The sequence below is a fragment of the Cellulomonas sp. HD19AZ1 genome, assembly GCF_004535805.1.
Lineage (GTDB): Bacteria > Actinomycetota > Actinomycetes > Actinomycetales > Cellulomonadaceae > Cellulomonas > Cellulomonas iranensis.
This window is the reverse complement of record NZ_SPHX01000009.1, coordinates 1-17908: the sequence shown is the minus strand read 5'-3', so window position 1 is coordinate 17908 and position 17908 is coordinate 1. Positions and strand designations below refer to the sequence as shown.

Below are 17908 nucleotides of genomic sequence, written 5' to 3'. Positions count from 1 at the left end.
TTACATACATAAAGAAATAAGGAGGAGAGGTGTCCCGCCTGCGCGTCGGCGGGCGCCGGCCGGCACGCGGCGACCCCCACCCAGGGCCGAGTGCGGTCGGCCCTGGGCGCCCCGATCTCCGGTCATGACCGTGACCATCGGCTCGCCGCTCGCGCTGCGGCGATCTTGGCGCGGACGTCGGCCAGCGAAGGGGAGGTGTCTGCTGCGACGAGCCTGAGAGGTCGCGTGCTGTGGCGCTCTCGCTCGGCGCGTTGGCGGGCCCGGCGCTCGGCGATCTCCGCTTGGCGCCGGGCGCCGGGGCTCGTGTGCACGGTGCCGTCGTCGAACCGCCAAGCCCTGAGGCGGTGGGCCAGCCACCGACCGACGTTCCTCACGCCCCGGGCACCGTCGTGAGGCCAGAGCGTGTCGTCGGGGCGTTGGTCGACCGCGACGGCGAGCTCGGACGTCGTCCAGCCGGCTTCGACGAAGTCGCGGACGATCCAGGCCACGTGTCGGTCACTAATTCTACGCAAAACGGGCAGCCGCTCGCGCAAGGCGATGGCCATGGTCAGCCGTGCGTCGTCCGGGCGGGGTGGTGAGGACCTGGGGGCCGGCGGCCGCGAGGTGTGCTGGCCTGATGTCGGACTTGGCGCGCTGCGGCGCGTAGCGCCGCTGAGGGCAGCGCCGCGCAGCGGCGTCGGTTCGGGGTCTTCGCCTCGCGCGCGCGCGTGCGTGGGGGAACCTTTCAACGACCTGGTGGTCGGAGGGGTATCACTTTCATCCACCGGCTGCTCGACCAACTCAAGCGAGCCCGGGACGCACAGCACGTAGACGGCAGCGAGGTTGCCGTGCTGGTCGGCGGACGTGGTGGCCGTGTGCGCGGACTGGCCGGTGGCCACGGTGCCCAGCAGGCCGGCCGCGCACAGGCGGCGCACCACGCGCCCCACCGTCGGCCGGGAGACGCCCGCGCGGTCGGCGAGCACGGCCCACGTCGGCCGAGTGGTGCAGGTGTCCCACTCGGCCCACAGCGCCAGGTGCTCGGCGACCGCGACCACGTTGCGGTACGCGTCCTGACGGAGCGTGGCGAACGCGGGGTGCGCGCGCACCGCGGCGACGTACGTGCGCTGATCCGCGACGCGTACCGCGCCGCTGGGGATCGCAGCGGCTACGTGCCTGGGGGAGGTCTCCTGCGCGCGTGAGGGCCGCGCGCGGACGGGCCGCCTGCCGGCGCTGGGTGCGCCCACCGCGGCCGACAGGTCGCCGGCATCCAGCGATCGCGGCTCGTCGTGGGGAAGCGCGCCAGCGTTGTGCCGCTCGAGATGCCCGGAAGCGAGGTTCAGCAGGAACCGCGCCTGCGCGCGGCGCTGGGTGGGCGGCACGTTGTCGACCACGCCCAGCTCCTCGAGCGCCGCAGGACCCAGGACGGTGCCCGGCACCGCCTCGTGCCGGACCAGCCAGCGGGTGAGCACCTGCGAGGCCAGCAGCGGGTGCGGTGCGAGGCCCACGGCCACGATCGCACGGGGGTCGAGCCGCTGGCCGGCCGCGCGAGCCGCGGCCGCCCATGCCTCGATCGGCTCGACCCTGCCCGGGCGTCGCCGGCTGTTTCCGGGCACGCCTGTGACCCGCGCGGCGGCGGGTCGGTGGGTCTGCGGTTCGAGGGCTCTGGCGGCCGGCCTCACCCCACCCGGCCCGGGAGGGTGCGGCGCTGGACGCGGGCACGCGACAGAGCCCCGGGGCCGCTGGCCACGGGGCTGAGGAGGGCGGGGGAGCCCGTCGACGGGCTCGTTACGACACGCCCGGACGGCGTGTCACCCGTGTGAGGGTGCGCAAAACTCGCGAACGCGGGTATCGTCGACTCCATCGTGAAGCACCTCAGGGTGCGCTACAGGGAGTCCATCACCAGGGTTCCGCCGCCAAGCTAGAAGACTGGTGAGGACTTTCGGGCTTGGGCCCGCCCCTTCGGGGGCGGGCCCGTTCTCGTATTGGGTTAGGCGGACTGGATCAGTCGCGCAGCCCCCTTCCGGCTTCGGGAGGCGCGTCGCGCCTTGGGCTGGGTCTCGGGCTTCCGCTTGTCGTCGACGTCAAGCGTCGGCTGCTCGAACGAGGTGTCCTCGCGCTTCCACCAGGTGGGGAGGCCGTCGGAACCCAGGTCGGCACGCGCGTTCTCCAGGATGTGCTGCATGACCAGCCACTTCGGCCCCCACTCCTTGCCGCCGGCGGCGGCGTAGATGTCCTCCACGACGGCCTTGGCGTCGGGGGTCACCTCGAGGAAGAGCGCAGCGGTGTTCGGCCTCGTCGGTCGCGACCCCTTGGCTGCCATGCGCAGACCATATCCATATGACCGCGGCACGTAGGTGCTAGCGCGCGGCGTGTCGCTCGAATGCACCATCGGGGCGGACGGGGACCTCAGACGCTCGTGATTCCAGCGTCACGCGTGCGAACGAGAACGCGCCACGGCACGCCCACGGCGCGGCCGCTGCACGCGCCCGTCCGCGACACCAGCGTCTGCTCGCTGCACAACAGGTGGCGCCTCGGGGAAGCCGGCCTCGGCCATCCCGCGGGCGAACGCCTCGAGTGCGAGCTCGACCTCGCCGGCGGCGCGGTAGCGGTCCGCGAGCTTCCGCCACGCCCCTGCGGAGCGCCGGCACGCGGACATCGTGGACAGACGCTCCGCGGCCCACCGGTAGGCGGTGAGCGCCTGGTCCGGCTGCCCGAGCGCCTGGTGGACGTCGCCGAGCACGAGGTGGGCCTCGGAGGCCTCCAGTCGAGGCTCGTCGCCGAGCCGCGCGATGGCCTGATTGGCGAGCGCGCGCGCCTCGTCGACGTCGCCAGAGAGCAGCTGGGCCCGCGCTTGTTCGGTCTCCAGGACCGCGAGCTCGACGGGGGAGCCAGCCGCGGTCAGCCCAGGGCGCGCGTGCTCGAGCTGCAGGAGAGCGTCAGCGGGTGCCGGCACTGGACTGACGAGCAGGAGGTGGGCGAAGTACACCCGCAGGCGTGGAAGGTCCCGGACGCTGTTGTACTCGCCGAGAAGCGCCAGGGCGCGCTCGGCGTAGCGCCGCGCGGTGACGAAGTCCCGACGCTCCTCCGCCAGCAGGCCGGCGTTCCAGTAGACGGAGCCGCGTCCGAGAGGCGTCCCCAGCTCTTCGGCCTGGCGGATGAGCCGTCCGGCGCGGTTCGTGGCGGCGGCGAGGTCGCCGCGCTCGGTGTAGGCCCACAGCACCGCGGCACCGAGCCGCAGGTGCTCGTCGGTGCCGGCGAGGCCAGCTGCCTCGAGGCGCGCAAGCTCCGCCTCGCCGATCTCTCCGGCGCGGATGAGGTCGCCGGACTCGATGCTGTACGTCACGAGCGGCATCGCGGCGGCCGCAGCGTCGAACGCATCATCGCGTTCGTGAGCGTCCTGCAGGACCTCCTCCAAGATCGCGATCGCGCGGTCCAGGTCACCGCACAGCTCGTGCGCCTCGGCGAGCGCGGTACGGGCTCGCGCGCGCGTCGCGGGTGAGACCCGCTCCAGGTCGAGCCCGACGAGGCGGTCGAGGGCACCGGCGGCGTCACCTTGGGTGAGGGCAAGCCGTGCGAAGTCGACAGCGACCTCGACGCCACCGTCGACGGTCTGCCAGCCCTGCTCGAGGAAGGTAGGGCTGGTGTCCAGCGCTCGCGCTAGCGCCTCAAGCACATGGCTCGAGGGGGACCGGAGCCCGGTCTCGATCAGCGATACGTGACTCGCGCTCATCTTCGCCTCGGCGCCGAGAGCGGCCTGCGACATGCCCTTGGCGGCACGGGCGGCACGAACACGATCCCCGAGCGTCTCGTTGCGGTGTGCAGCCATCGACTAGTGGACCTTGCAGCACCCGATCCCGAGCGGGACCGCGCCGGGGCCGGACGCCGACGTCGACGCACCACCACTCGGGACACCGATCCACACGAAGAGGCCTACAAGGGCGGCGCACGCCGCGGACGCGAATCGCATCAGGTCAACCTGTCTCTGAAGCCGACGATGGCATAGACAGTCAACCATGCCAGCACTGACTCACCGACCGGCGATAACTAGACAAAGAGGGTCAGATTCACCCTGACGAGGTCACGGCGCACTGACAGTTGGTCACGAAAGTTGTTGACACCGATGGGCTGGTGCAAGGGTCGCCGCACAGGGAGTGCAGGCCACCAGGGGGTGAGACGTGAGGGCGACAGTAATGATGGCAAGCGTTCTCACTTGCCGCCCCTCGAGGCTACTGACCTCGCAGGAAGCCGTTGAACTGCTCGATCATCTGCTCGCGTCGCTCGACATCGACGCTCCAGAGCGTGACCCGGCGTGCGCGCACCTCGCGGGGAGTGTCCGCTCGCACGAGGCCGACCTCCTCGAGCTTGGCGAGGTGCTTCAGCGCGTAGTTCCGTGCGATGCCAACGCGCTGAGCCAGGTCGGTCGTCGACAGCGGTCCGGAGCGCCCGAGCTCCGACACGATCATCCCGCGTACGCGGTTGCCGACCGCGTCGTAGATCACAGCGACCTCCCGTGGTACGGGGGGCTCGATGAGTCGGGACACGCGCCTAGTGTGCCCGAGCCCTGCCAGGGGGAACGGGCTGCGCGCGCATCGCTCCGCCGGAATCCCATGAACCGTCACCCTACTGCCTACTTCAGTTCGGCAGTAGGGTGCCGATGGAAGAGGGGACTCGACGCAGGCACACGTGCCTGACGTCGAGCCACACAGGGGATCGGCGAGCGACTTCGTGTCGCTCTGCCGCCGCAGCACGCCCATGGAGGGGAACATGGCGATGACGGACCAGGGGGCCCGCGTCGAGCTCGAGGGCCAGGAGGGCTCCGAGGCGACGCCGCACCGTCGGCGAGGACGCACCTACGCGGCGGTCGGGGTCGCGGTGGTGCTCGCGCTCGGTTGCGGCGGAGCCGTGACGTACACCCGGTGGGACGCTGCGCAGGAGCAACTGCTCGCCGTGGCGCAGACCGAGTACGAGAGCGCTCGCGCGGACCACGCGGCAGCCCTGACCGAGGCGCGCACCGCGCTCAAGGGCATCACGCACGACGACCTTCACGGGTTGCTCGAGGTCGCGGTGGAGCAGGCGGCGGTAACCGAGGTCAGCGCGCAGGGCTCGCGCAGCGACCGAGCCACTGCGCTCGAGGGCGCCACCGAGACCGTCCGCCGCTCCGCCGCGTCCCTGCGGGCCAAGACCGAGGAGACGGTCGCCGCGCAGCACGCGTGGGAGCTGGAGCAGGCCCGCGCCGACTACGCGCAGGCGGGCGCGGAGCTCGCCGCCGCGATCGACGCGGCGGACGCCGTCCTGAGCGCGTCCGAGGGTCGGGTGCTCGACGAGGCGCCCCGCGCGGCCCTGGCCGCCGCGATCGACGCGGCGACGGCGCTGCGCGACCAGCCGCCAGCGGAGGACGCCGACGTTGACGCACTCACCGCGGCGACGTCGGCCGCGAGCGAGGCGACGTCGGTGCTGCCCACCGTCGCGCAGGCCGTGGTCGACCAGCAGGCCGCGTGGCAGGCCGAGCAGGACCGGATCGCCGGCGAGCAGGCTGCGCGCGCCGCCGCGGAGCAGGCAGCCAAGGCCCGGCCGTCGGCCCCTCAGCAGCCGCGCGCGTCGACGGGCAAGAGCGCCAGCTCGCAGCAGTCGTCGAGCGGGAGCAAGAACAGCACGTCGTCCGGCGGTGGAACGCGCTCGTCCTCGAGCGCTGCAGCGCCAGCACCGCCGCGGCAGCCGCCGCCGCAGGAGGAGACCTACTGCATCACGACGGACGAGAGCGGCGGCTCGTGGACGGGCTGCTGATGTACGTGACGTGCTGAGACACCCCTGACAAAAGGTGAGGGGCCCGGGCGGCAACCCGGACCCCTCTACCCACACAACAACCGATCGGCCAGATCAACCCACGCAGGCGCGAGCCTGAGAAGAGGACTGCTGTGCGAGCTCAATCATCCTTCCACGCTGTGCCGTCTTCGGCAGCCTCCTTGGCTGCCGAACACCGCCCGCGGCGCAAGCGTGCGCTGGTGGCCCTGACCAGCGTCCTCGCGCTGCTCGCGATCCTCGTGTTCGCCCCGACGGCCTCGGCCGCGATGGGCCAGCGCGTGGCGCCGGGCCAGGCGCTGGCCGGCGGCGGCCGTGCCGCCGGCGAGGGCTACACCATCACCGGCTTCACGAACCAGGGCGCAGCGTTCCTCGGGCCGCTCAACGACCCGACCGGCGGACCCAACTGGGTGTGGTGCACCAACGTCGGCCTCAACATCCCGTCCGGTGGTGTGACGTCCGTCGAGACGGTCACCGACGCGGACGCCGCGATGGTGGCGTGGCTGACCTACCAGCTGCAGTACGACCCGGGCTCCCTCGGCGTGGGGGACCGCGCGCTGTCGAACGCGGCAGGCGGCGCGATCGTGCACCTGCTGTACGAGCAGGGCAGCAACGGGGTGTCGGCTGAGCAGCGCAAGGCGGCCCTGCGCTCGGCGATGTGGCCCGCGCTCAGCGCGGAGGTCGACCGGCTCCTGGACCTCGCCCGCGCCTCGGTCAACCTCAACGCGACGACGGAGATCCAGACCTACGACCTCGGCGGACAGCGCACCGGCGTCATCTCCAACCTCGGCCTGCGCAACGGCCGCGGTGAGTACATCGCCGGCGTGCCGTTCACGAGCACGCTGACGACCGGGGCGGTCTTCGACACGAACGGCAACGGGATCGCGGACCCCGGCGAGACCAGCGTCTACAGCGGCACGACCCCCGGGCACGCGTTCGAGCTGCGTTGGGTCGCCACCGCGGGCGTGCACGACGTGCGGGCCCGGACCGAGTTCCGCGTCGACCGGCGACGACTCGAGATGCGTCGCACCGGCGCGAGCACGCAGGACGTGCTTGGCCCGACCGGCACCGACCCGGTCATCTACCCGTCCGGCGGCGTGCAGTTCCGCGCGGTCGGGGACTTCCAGCCGACGATCGCGAGCCAGCTCTCGACCCGGTACGCCGACAAGAACGAGCTCGTCCGCGAGTCCGTCATCGTGGGCCTGAACCCGGGCGACGTCTGGTCGCAGGTCGGCGGTCAGGGCGTCTCGGTCCGCGTCGATGGTGCCGTGTACGGACCGCTGGACGGGGAGAAGCCGTTCTCCTCGACGGTGCCGGCAGGCACGCCGCTGGCGGGAACGTTCGAGCTCGATGTGAACGGGCCCGGCTCGTACAACGTCAACTGGACGTCGCCGACGAGCGCGACCTATGCGTTCGTCTGGCAGATCCGCAAGGACGCCACCCCGAACAACCAGATGTACGTGCGCGCGAGCGTGAGCGACGGGTTCATGGCGCCGTCGGAGATCGTGACGGTGCGGATGACCCCGCAGCTGCGCACGCAGGTCCGCGACCGGCTCGTCGACGACCCGAACGCCCCGCTCGTCGACGCCGTGACCGTGTCGCTGCCCGGCTCCGACGTGTGGCCGGCCGACGCGAGCGGCAACCCGCTGCCGCTCGTGCAGCGGAACACCGTCTACGGCCCGTTCAACGTCCCCACGCCCCCACGCCAGAACGTCCCTGCCGGGGCGCCGGTGTACGGCACGGAGATGCTGACGTTCTACAAGGCCGGCACCAAGCCGACGTCGGGCGCGATCCGTCGTGGCCCCGACGGGGCCTTCTACACCTGGGTGGCGGAGGTCCGCATGGAGGACCAGTCGCCCGCGATGCAGCAGGTGCTCGCCGGGCCCGTGCGCGACTGGTTCATGCTCGAGACCGAGACGACGTCGGCCCGGCACCACATCAAGCACTACTCCGAGGTGCGCGAGTACAACGTCGTGCGCGGCGGGCGAGCGTTCGACCGCATCGACATCGACGGTTACCCCGAGGACCACGGCACGTTCCAGGGCATCGGAGGCTGGAAGCCGGACCTCGGTACCGCCGAGGTCACGGTCTACCGCCGCGACACGCCGTTCACCACCGTGGAGGTCCCCGACGACGCGGAGGCCGTCAAGACGATCACCGTCCCGGCAAAGAACGGCACCTACAACATCGGCTACGTCGAGGCCGACGCGGTCTTCGCCGAGAGGTGGGGCCACTACGTGTTCGTCTACTCCTTCGCGGGTGACGACCGTGTCGCACCGTTCACGAGCGCGGCCAACGACATCCGCGAGCAGTTCTACGTGCCGCCGGACGGCGCGGACCGGCTCTGGATGACGTCGACCGCGACGACGGACGCCGTCGCGGGCGAGGGCACGATCGAGGACCTGGTGCTCATCAACGGCACGCCGCCGGCCGGGGCGACGCTCGAGTGGCAGACCTGCATGGTCCGCTTCGAGCACCCGTTCACCTGCCCGAACCCGGTGACGACGTACTCCACGCCCGTCGACGGGCCCGGCTTCTACAAGCACCCGCCATTCCCGACGCCGACGCTGGCCGACTTCCCGGCCGGTGAGCTCACGGCCTCGTTCGGGTGGGCGCCGATCCTGCGCGCCGCGAACGGCGACGTCCTGCTACGCGAGCCTTTCGGGACGCCGGCGCAGGTCACCACGATCCGTGCCGAGGTCCCGCCGTGGTCCTCGCAGGCCACGCCCACCGCCAAGGTCGGCGACGAGACGTCGGACGTCGTGACGTTCGACGGCCCGACGCGCTCGGACTGGACCGTGCAGTGGCAGGCCGCCTGGCTCGACGAGGACGACAACCCGATCGAGGGCACGGTCGTCGACGTCGGCGAGCCGGTCGCCGTCGACCCCGAGAACCCGACCGTGACGTCCCCGACGTGGACGGTCGAGGTCCCCGCGGACACCAAGCCCGGCACGACCCTGCGCCGCGGCTGGCAGCCGATCCTCTTCGACGGGGTCGGGCGCGAGCTCAAGCGCGAGCCGTGGGGGACCACCGGTCAGGTGACGGTCGTGGACTACCCGCTGCCGACGATGACCTCGCGCGCCACGCCCTCGGGGCTGCTGGGCGAGGTCACCCAGGACTCGGTGACGATCACCGGTCCGGTCCGTGAGGGCTCGCGCCTGATCTGGTCGGCCTGCTACTACGTCGAGGCCGAGGACACCGAGGCGGCGTGCCGCCCGGACGCGACGCCGGTGCCGGACGGCCCGGTGCTCGAGGACGGGTCGGTGGGCCTGGTGCTCCCCGCCCTGGGCGTGGGGGAGGAGTTCACCGCCGAGTCCCCGGAGCACGAGCTGACGGCCGGCGGGCTCGTGCCCGACCTGGGCCTGCGCTTCACGTGGGTGCCGCGGGTCGTCGACACCGACGACGAGGTGCTGGTGCAGGAGCGCGTCGGTGAGCCGTCGCAGACCACGACGGTGAAGTTCCCGCCGATCAAGGCCACCACGACGGCGTACCACGTGCCCTCCGACCCGGCCCAGCAGGGGCCGGTCTACGGGGACGCGATCGGTGACCGCGTCGTGGTCGACGGCGACATCCTGCCCGGCGACTCGGTGACGGTCCGGCTCTACGCGTGGGAGCGCGGGACGCCGCCGCTGTGCACCGGCACGCCGCTGGCCGAGGTCGAACTCGAGCTCGTGGCCGGCACGGCGACCTACGACACCGGCGCGATCTACACCACGTCCGCGAAGCGCACGAACCTCATCTACGGCTTCCAGGAGACCACCGTCTCCCGCGGGAAGGCCGTGGTGTCCGAGTGCGGGCTCGCAGCCGAGACCGTCGACCCACGCACGCCGCCGACGAGCGGAAGCTCCGAGGCGAGCGCCGGTGACTCGACCGCGAAGGCGCTGGCCGTCACGGGCTTCCAGCGCTGGGGCCTGCTGTTCCTCGGCGCGGGCCTCATCGCCTTCGGCTGGGGCTCCGTGGCCCACGCCCGGGCACGCAAGACGCAGGTCGCGTAGCGCGGCACCGCCTGGGGGTGGTCCGCCGTGACCACCCCCAGGCCCTCTCCCCACCCACTTCTGAACGAACCGGAGAATCCGATGACCGAGTTGACGCCCCTGCGCGACGAGCTGACCTCCTCCCGTCGTGGCCGCGCCGCCACGAGCCCTCGCCCCACCCTGCTGCGTTCGACCATGCGTGCGGTGGGCGGCGCCTCACGCACGCCGGCCGCCAAGATCGCGGCGGTCTCGATCGCCCTGGCGCTGGTCGGCGGGGGTGTCGCTGGGACGTCGGCGACGTTCTTCGACGAGGCCCGCATCGATGTGAACGTCGCGGCGGGCACGCTGGACATCAACGTCGACGGCCAGCAGGGGAACCCCGCCCCGGTCGACCTGCCCCTTCCCCTGGCGCAGTTCAAGCCGGGCGACACGACCACCAAGACGGTCCAGGTGCGCAACACCGGGTCCCTGCCGGCCGTCGTGACCACGAAGATGGTCGGCCAGAGCCCCGACGCGCTCGGGGCCTGGCTCGACGCCACACTGACTGCCGCCCCGTCGGGGTCACCCGCCGTCACCAGCAGCGGGAAGGCCAACGGGGGGGCGAACCTCGCCCCGTTCACCGTCCCCGCCGGTGGCCAGGTTCCGCTCACCATCACGCTCACCCTGCCGGAGCGGACCCCGAACACCGAGCAGGGCAAGACCGACACCCTCACCCTCGCCCTGTCCGCCGCCCAGGAGTGACGGTGACGGTGACTCGGATGGGCGAGCGCGGGCGTCGCGCTGCCACGGCGGTCCTCTGGATCGCCGTGGCGGGCGCGCTCGTGCTCGCCCTGGGGACTCGACTCGGGTGGTGGCTCCCGCTCGAGGTGCGGGGTGGCTCCATGCAGCCCACGATCCCCAACGGCGCGCTGGTCGTGACGACCCCGAGGGACGTGCACCAGGTCGCCGTCGGCGACGTGGTCTCGTTCGTCGGGGACGACGGCAAGCGCGTCACGCACCGCGTGGTCGACGTCGACGCGTTCACAGGCGCCGTCACGACGCGCGGCGATGCGAACGTCGTCGACGACGCCACGCCGTACGCCGGCCCGCAGGTCGACGTCGTCCGGTTCTCCGTGCCGGGGCTGGGTGTGACGTGGCGCGCGGCCGCGGCGCTGGTGCGCAACCCGCTCATGCTTGCGGGGCTCGCCGTCGCGCTGCTCGTGCTCGCCCCGCGACGGGCCCGCTCCGGCCGCCACGCACACGACGACCGTGCGGTGACCGCATGAGCCCCGTTATGGCGTCCACGAGCGCCACGACCGCGCCCGACGCTCTCCCCGCCGGGACGATCCGGGTCAAGATCCCCGCCGCCGGGATGATCCGGGTCGAGCCCGACGCCGTCACCATCAGCGACCTGACCCCGGGTGACACCGGCGCGGTCGACGTCGAGGTGACCAACGTCTCCGACGTCGCGGCCTACGTGACGGTCACCGGAGACCACCTGCCTTCCGAACTCGCCGGCGAGGACGACGACCTGCTGCAGGTCGCCTTCGCTGGCTGCACCCAGCCCTGGGCTGGGGTCCCGACGGCACACGGAGCGGCGCCGAGCGCGCCCGTGTGCCGCAGCGGGGAAGTCCCGGCTTCGAGCGGCAGCTTGGCGGCGGTGCCGCTCGAAGCCGGGCACACCCTCCACCTGCTCGTCACGGCCGGCCTGAGCGAGGCTGCCGGCAACGATGCGCAGGGCCAGAGGTGGGGCGCCGCGATCAGCGTCCACGCCCAGGGCAGTGAGCCGCCCTCGCCCGCGCCGCTGGCGCTCACGGGCGTCGATGCGGTCTCCCTTGGCGTCATCGCGGTCACTCTGATCCTGGCGGGCGCCGTCGCCGCCGGGCGCCACCGGTCCCCGTCCTGGAAGGGCGGCAGCCGATGAGCCGCCGGACCAGTGCGGCGCGCCATCGTGCGCCTGGCCGCGCTCGAGGCCCCCTGCAGAACGTGCGCCCCCTGCGGGGCCTCGGCGTCCTCACCGCGTCGACACTCCTGGTTGGAGGCGCAGTCGGACCGGTCACGACCGGCGCGACCTTCACCGACGAAGTCGTGGCTCGGGTCTCGGTCAAGGCCGGTCCCGGCGTGCCGATGGTGCGCGCCGCGACGTCTCTCCCCGTCGCGGTCGGTATCGGCCGAGACGGGCAGGTCTACCAGTGGGGGACCGTCGGCCCAGGCTCGCTGTGGGGCGCCGCCACGCAGGTCACGACGACTCCGCAGCTCGCGACGCCGGCAGGCTTCGTCTGGCCGTCGCGCCCGGTCGAGATCGCCGTGGCCGGGCCGATCGCGACCCAGGCCACGGTCCTGGTTCTGCTCGAGGACGGCAGCCTCTACGCGTTCGGGTACGGCGGACAGGGGCTCCTCGGCCAGGGGACCACCGAGAACTCGGCGACGCCGATCAAGGTCAAGCTGCCGGCCGGCACGGTGGTGCGCGAGATCGCGATGAACTCCGGCAGCCACTCGGCCACCGACGGCGACGCCTCCGCGATGGTCCTGACGTCGACGGGAGACGTCTACGCCTGGGGCGCCAACCGCTACGGACAGCTCGGGATCGGGACCAAGACCACGGCGCTGACGCCGGTCAGGATGAGCTTCCCGGGAGGCGCCAAGATCGCCGGTATCGCTCGCGGAGGGACCACCGGCTACGCGTTCTCCGACGCGGGCACGCTGTACGCCTGGGGCCTTGGGGTCGAGGGTCGCCTCGCCACCGGCAACACCGCGGACTCGACGACGCCGGTCCAGGCGCAGCGCGGTCAGATGCCCGCGGGCGCCCGCGTGGTCGCCGTCGCCGCGGGCACCAACTCGGGCTACCTCCTGGCCTCGGACGGGGCGGTCTACGGCTGGGGCCGAGCGGCGCACGGGCGCCTGGGGACCGGTTCCCTCACGGACCCCAGCGTGCCCACCCGTGCCGCGATGCCGGCAGGTGTCACCTTCACCAGCCTGGTCGCGGGGCCGACCTTCGCGTTCGGTGCGACGGCCAGCGGTCAGGTCTACGCCTGGGGCTGGAATACGGCGGGGAACCTGTGCCTGCCGCCCGCCGACTCGGTCCTGGTGCCGACCCCCATCCCTCAGCCGGCCGGTGTGACGTACGCGGCCGCGGGAGCCACGGGCGGGTACTCGTCGGTCCTGCTCAGCACGGACGAGGACGCGTACTTCTGCGGCCAGCTGCCCTACCCGACCGGCCCATCGGTCTCGGTGCTCACCCAGGTGGTGCGCCCGTGGGCCTGATCTACCGCGCACCCATCAGCGGTGCGCGCACGAGCTGGGAGTCCACCGACGCCTCGTCACTGGACTCCCGCACGACGGCGCGCCGGCCCGGCACCCCCTGGCCCGCCGGTCGCGCCACCTCCCGGGCGCAGGGGGGCAGCGACCCCCTCCGCACCCCCCTGCGTCCGGGACCTCTCCGTCAGGCGCGCGCGCCGGACTGAACGACCCCCGCACCACGCGGGGCCAACGCCATCGCACCCACGGGGTGCATCCACCAATCGGTCGGGGGACTGATGACACGCCAGAGCCGTACCCACGTCGCACCCACAGCGGTGCACATGTCGCACCCGCCGCGCTCGACGAGCGCCGGTGCGAGCTCTGCGGCGTCACACATGAACCGGGAGGGCGCGGGCCGGCCCGGGGGAGGTTCCCCCGACCGATCGCCCGGCGGCCTGCGCCCTCCCACCTCAGCGGGCGGCGTTCGATGAGCGCGACGACCGCCTCCGCGGGACGCGACAGGGTGCCGGAGCGCGAGGTCCTGATCGTCGTCGGGAACGACGGGTCCGGCGTCGTCACGCTCGGTGAGCGCTCCGAGTCGATCGTGGAGGCGACCGCGGCGCAGGCGAGGCAGCGTGCGCTGGAGCTCGTGGTGGCCGAGGCCGAGCGCACGGGGGCGTCGGTGCCGTTCCTCGCGGTCGACGAGGGCGGGTCGCGTCACCTCGTCGCGCTGCCCGACGGGTCGGTACGTGCGAAGGACGACGTCACCGCGGCGCCCGCCGGTGCCACAGCGCGCGGGCGCGTCACGAGACTCCCTGCGGGCGACAGCCTGCAGGTTCCAGACCGGGAGGACACGGGCACGGCTCCGTGGGGGACGCCTCTAGGCTCCCCGGCCGATGCCCCTGCGGCGGCACGGCCCGTGTCCTCCCCGCTTCTTGCCGCACCGGCGTCGACCACGCCTCCGGCCGCGGCGCCGGGTCGACCTGGTCGACGCGGGGGTCGCGTCGTCCTCGTGGCGACGTTGGCTGCGGGGGTCGGCATCGCGGGCACCTGGTGGGCGATCCACCCGCCGCAGCAGATCCCGGCGCAGAGCGCCGCCGCCCCCTTCACGCCCGCGTGGACGGCGCAGCGGGACCGGGATGCTCGCGCACAGGTGGCTGGCCGACGTGCGGCGGCGCGCTCGGGCGCAACAGCGCTGAGCGCGGCCGCCCACCGTGTGCTCGAGGGCTCGCGCGGTCAGGTCGTCGACGAGCAGGTGCGCGTCGACCTCGCGGCTGCTGTAGCTCACCTGCGGCAGAGCGTCGCCGGTGGTGGGCCGGACGACTGGTCGTTCTGGAGCTCGAGCGTGGTCGTGGCGGTCAAGCAGGTCGTGAGCTCCAAGGAAGCGTGGCAGCAGGCTGAGGCGGAACGCGTCGCGGCCGAGCAGGCGGCCGCCGAGCGAGCGGCGGCCGAGCAGGCGGCCGCCGAGCAGGCAGCCGCCGCCCGGGCGGCAGAGCAGGCGGCCGCCGAGCGCGGGTCCGGCAAGGCGCCGCGGAGCGCGGACCGGCCATCTGCAGGGGCTGAGGCGCCGCCGGCGGCACCGGCCAGGCCCGTCGAGCAGGCGCCGAGCACCGAGCGGTTCATCAGGCCGGGCCGGGTCTCGTGGGACTCGGGTAGCCCAGGCACGGTCACGGTCAGCGTCACGACCGGTGGGGTCACCGGCCCCGTGGTCGTGACGATCGCCGGCTCCTCGATCACGGTCGGGGTCGGCTCCGGGACCTTCAGCGGGACGCTCACCGGTCTTCCGGCTGGCTCGCACACCTGGACGGCGTCGGTCGACGGCCTGGTGGCCACGAGCACGGCGACGGTCCCGTGATGGCCGTCATGACCAGCGCGGTCGACGCCCGAGCGCGTCGTCCGAGATCTGTCCGATCGGGCGCACAGGGGGCCGCGCGCGCTGAGCGGCCGGGCGTCAGCAGGAGAAGTGAGGGGTGTACGCATGTCTGACACGAGCGAGGGGTGGGGCTCGCAGGGCCTCAACCTCGGGGACGAGCTGTTCCAGGGCGCGGACCGCGTCAAGAGCTTCGCGGACGACTCGGGGTGGGCGACCACGCCGAGCGCACCGTCGGCGCCGGTGTCGCCCGAACCGGCGTCCCGGGCCGCGGGGAGCGACCTCGCGGAGAGTCGGCGACGCCTGGGCGCAGCACGGGCCCAGCTGCTGCAGACGTCGGAGGGTGCGCCGGTCGTCGAGCCCGCCCAGTGGGGGGCGCGAGCCGTCCTGCGGCGGTCGAGCGGCGGTCTCCTGCGCCCCGGAGCGGGGAAGGCTGAACGCGCGTACCAGGCGGACCTCGAGGTCATCCGCCGGTTCCAGTGGCCGGGCCCGTTCAGCGTGCTCGTCGCCAACAAGAAGGGGGGCGTCGGCAAGACGCCCACGTGCCTGCTGCTCGCCGGCGTGCTGGCGTACGTCAGGACGGGCGGTGTGGTCGCCCTCGAGGGAGCCGACGCGGCCGGGACGCTCGCGCTGCGCGCGGAGCGATCCCAGGAGTCGGTGCGCGGCATCAGCGAGCTGCTCGCCGAGTTCGCCAGGATCCGCACAGCGGCCAACCTCGCGTGGTTCACGCAGCTGCAGTCGTCCGGCGCCGCGGTCCTCGGCTCGATCAGCGACCGCACCACCCTGGACGAGAGCCACGTGCGCGCGCTGCGGCGTCTGCTCGACCAGTACTACGCGATCAACGTCGTCGACACGGGCAACAACCCGGAGGCCTCGGCCTTCCTGCAGTGCATCGACGGAGCCGACGTGCTGGTGCTTCCCACGGTGCTGTCCACGGGCTCCGTCGTCTCCCTGATCGACACGCTCTACCGCGTCCGCGGCGAGCTGCCGCGCGGCGAGCTCCTGGCCGACAACGCGGTCGTGATCGTCACCGACGACGGCCGCTCCGTCGACGCCAAGGAGGCGGCACGCCTGCGCGGCGCGCTGGACGAGCTCGAGCTCGGTGCCGTCGTCGACGTGCCGTTCGACCCGCACATCGCTGCGGGCAACGAGATCTCGCTGGGTCGTCTGTCGCAGGCGTCCCAGCGCGCGTGGGTGCGCGCCACGGCCCAGGTCGTGACGTGCGCCAGCAACCTCCTGCCCCACCTCAACCTCGGAAGGACCCACTGATGAACAGCACGATCCACACCGTCATCGGCACCGCCGCACAGGACGGCCGCATCATCGCCATCGAGAGCCCGATCAACGGACTGGGGCCGTCGTTCTCGTTCGGTGGTCCCTTCGACACCTGGTGGAGGAGCGCCTTCGCGGCGTTCTGGGGACTCGTGATCATTGGCTGCCTCGTGTTCTGCCTGGGCTCGATCCTGAAGCTGCGGTCGACAAGTGACAACCCCCACGCGCACAAGCAGGGGCAGGAGGCGCTGAAGATCTCGTCCATCGCGCTCGGGCTCTCGGTGGCCTTCGGCGTGCTCGTCACCGTGGTCTTCTACATCGCCGGCTGATGACGACTGAGCCACGCCAGCGCAGGGGCGTATGGATCGCTGTCGGGTGCATCTCGGCAGTCGCAGTGCTGGCAGCGGTGGCCGTTGTGGTCGCGCCGCTGCTGGTCAGGGGAGAGTCCCCTGCCAGCAGCGGCCCCACGGCGGGCGAGTCGTCCGTGCCCGCGACGACGACGGCCAGCAGCGTCGCGGGATGTCAGGCGGGGCGCGACGTCACGAACGCTTCGGTCCTCGAGGCACAGCGTGTCGCCGAGCTGAGCGACGCGGGTGCGGCCGCGTTCGCTGCTGACCTGTTCCGGTGGTTGGGCACGGATCCGACCGCGGACCAGGCCGACGAGCTGGCGACGACGGTGGCGAGCATCCTCGCGCCTGACGCGGACCCCCAGCTGAAGAAGACGTTAGAGGCGGCCGTCGAGCAGGCGCGCGAAGGGGCGTCTGCAGATGACTGGCACGTCAGCACCGAGGACGCGCACTTCTACATCGAGGCGTCCACAGGAGTCGCCACGGTCGTCTCGGTATCCGCGACCCGTGTCTTCGACGACGGGACGACTCAGAGCGGCGCTCAGACCTTCACCTTGGTGCAGGGCGCGCCCGGGTGGCAGCTGCAGCGGATGGTCCCGACGCGTGACGCGTCCGACCTCCGGCTGCTGGGGCAGCGGTACGAGGGGGGTTGCTGATGCACGCGGCTGTTGTGCCTGGAGCGATCGGAGACACCATCGGGGACATCTGGGATGCGGTCACCGGCCCGGCGTCCGGGGTCGTCGAGGGCATCTCGTTCGCGGCGGATCCGCTCGCGTGGTCGTTGGGGAAGGTCCAGGACGCGCTCGACGGCCTGGTGAGCCGGCTGCTGCCCTGGCTGATGAGCGCGACCAAGCCCGATCTGACGGCCGAGTGGTTCCTCAACCAGTACGCCCTCGCCTTCGGCCTCGCGGTCCTGGTGTGGCTCGTGATCGTGCTCTCCCGGCTGCTGGCCGCGGCGCGCGGCCGGATGTCGGGCGGGGATCTGATCGAGCTGCTGACGACCCGATCACTGACCTTCATCGGTGGTGCCATGTGGGGTCCCGCCGTGGCGTGGTGGATCGTCGGCATCTTCCACGCGCTGAGCGAGGGACTGGTGGGCCTCTTCAGCACGACGAGCGAGGGCGCGCTCACCAGCCTCCTCGCGATCATCCGGGGCGACTGGATCGACATCCCCGGCGGCACGCTGTTCGCCATCTTCTTGCTCGTCGGCATGCTCTTCGCCATGACGGCCGTCGTCGTCATGCTCATCGTCGCGATGGTCGCCCTCTACCTGTCGGGCGTGATCTTCCCGCTGGGCTGGGTCTGGATCACCGACGACCCCGCACGCCGGGTCATCGCGACACGCTTGGCGTTCACCTGGCTGGGCCTGAACGCTGCCCACCCGCTGATGATCTTCATGATGGCGGCCTCGTTCGCCTACATCGGCAGCATCGTCCCGATGTCCGGCG

At 72.4% G+C, this 17908-nt stretch carries 15 protein-coding genes; 11 read left to right on the top strand and 4 right to left on the bottom strand.

The genetic code is table 11. The annotated features are described in order from the left end of the window. Window positions 1-122: 122 nt before the first annotated feature. The 4 genes from E4A51_RS17945 to E4A51_RS18480 form a co-directional block, all read right to left on the bottom strand. Window positions 123-1592 (bottom strand): hypothetical protein, encoded by a 1470-nt coding sequence (locus E4A51_RS17945; protein WP_134852567.1) that lies wholly within the window; start codon window positions 1590-1592, stop codon window positions 123-125. Window positions 1593-1966: 374 nt separating this feature from the next. Next, window positions 1967-2299, bottom strand: a complete 333-nt coding sequence (locus E4A51_RS17940) for a hypothetical protein (RefSeq protein ID WP_134852566.1) — start codon at window positions 2297-2299, stop codon at window positions 1967-1969. Window positions 2300-2407: 108 nt separating this feature from the next. Then, a complete protein-coding gene (locus E4A51_RS17935; protein WP_134852565.1) occupies window positions 2408-3805 on the bottom strand; it encodes a helix-turn-helix transcriptional regulator in 1398 nt (465 codons plus the stop codon). Between the two features lie 400 nt (window positions 3806-4205). Then, window positions 4206-4478, bottom strand: coding sequence for a winged helix-turn-helix domain-containing protein (locus E4A51_RS18480; protein ID WP_167748961.1), 273 nt, complete (start codon window positions 4476-4478; stop codon window positions 4206-4208). A gap of 265 nt (window positions 4479-4743) precedes the next feature. On the opposite strand from E4A51_RS18480, the gene E4A51_RS17925 reads away from it, so the two are divergent. From E4A51_RS17925 to E4A51_RS17875, 11 genes are all read left to right on the top strand, one after another. After that, complete coding sequence (locus tag E4A51_RS17925; RefSeq protein ID WP_134852563.1) at window positions 4744-5763, top strand: hypothetical protein; 1020 nt, start codon at window positions 4744-4746, stop codon at window positions 5761-5763. Window positions 5764-5981: 218 nt separating this feature from the next. After that, window positions 5982-9773, top strand: coding sequence for a hypothetical protein (locus E4A51_RS17920; protein ID WP_134852562.1), 3792 nt, complete (start codon window positions 5982-5984; stop codon window positions 9771-9773). Window positions 9774-9854: 81 nt separating this feature from the next. Then, window positions 9855-10493, top strand: a complete 639-nt coding sequence (locus E4A51_RS17915; protein WP_134852561.1) for a TasA family protein — start codon at window positions 9855-9857, stop codon at window positions 10491-10493. Window positions 10494-10495: 2 nt separating this feature from the next. Next, complete coding sequence (locus E4A51_RS17910) at window positions 10496-11017, top strand: signal peptidase I (RefSeq protein ID WP_134852560.1); 522 nt, start codon at window positions 10496-10498, stop codon at window positions 11015-11017. Beyond that, entirely contained in the window at window positions 11014-11655 is a 642-nt protein-coding gene (locus tag E4A51_RS17905; protein WP_134852559.1) for a hypothetical protein, read from the top strand. The genes E4A51_RS17910 and E4A51_RS17905 overlap by 4 nt, the downstream gene beginning before the upstream one ends. Window positions 11656-11819: 164 nt before the next feature. Continuing rightward, window positions 11820-12995 carry a hypothetical protein gene (locus E4A51_RS17900; RefSeq protein ID WP_167748960.1) on the top strand — a complete coding sequence of 392 codons (1176 nt, stop codon included), beginning with the start codon at window positions 11820-11822 and terminating at the stop codon, window positions 12993-12995. A 988-nt stretch (window positions 12996-13983) separates the two neighbouring features. Then, window positions 13984-14826, top strand: a complete 843-nt coding sequence (locus E4A51_RS17895) for an Ig-like domain repeat protein (protein WP_134852557.1) — start codon at window positions 13984-13986, stop codon at window positions 14824-14826. A gap of 123 nt (window positions 14827-14949) precedes the next feature. Next, window positions 14950-16110 carry a ParA family protein gene (locus tag E4A51_RS17890; protein ID WP_134852556.1) on the top strand — a complete coding sequence of 387 codons (1161 nt, stop codon included), beginning with the start codon at window positions 14950-14952 and terminating at the stop codon, window positions 16108-16110. After that, window positions 16110-16442 (top strand): hypothetical protein, encoded by a 333-nt coding sequence (locus tag E4A51_RS17885; RefSeq protein WP_134852555.1) that lies wholly within the window; start codon window positions 16110-16112, stop codon window positions 16440-16442. Before E4A51_RS17890 ends, E4A51_RS17885 begins: the two co-directional genes overlap by 1 nt. Beyond that, window positions 16442-17116, top strand: coding sequence for a hypothetical protein (locus tag E4A51_RS17880; RefSeq protein ID WP_134852554.1), 675 nt, complete (start codon window positions 16442-16444; stop codon window positions 17114-17116). The genes E4A51_RS17885 and E4A51_RS17880 overlap by 1 nt, the downstream gene beginning before the upstream one ends. After that, window positions 17110-17908: hypothetical protein (locus E4A51_RS17875; RefSeq protein WP_134852553.1), on the top strand; the 799-nt coding region annotated here is incomplete at its 3' end. The genes E4A51_RS17880 and E4A51_RS17875, both read left to right, overlap by 7 nt.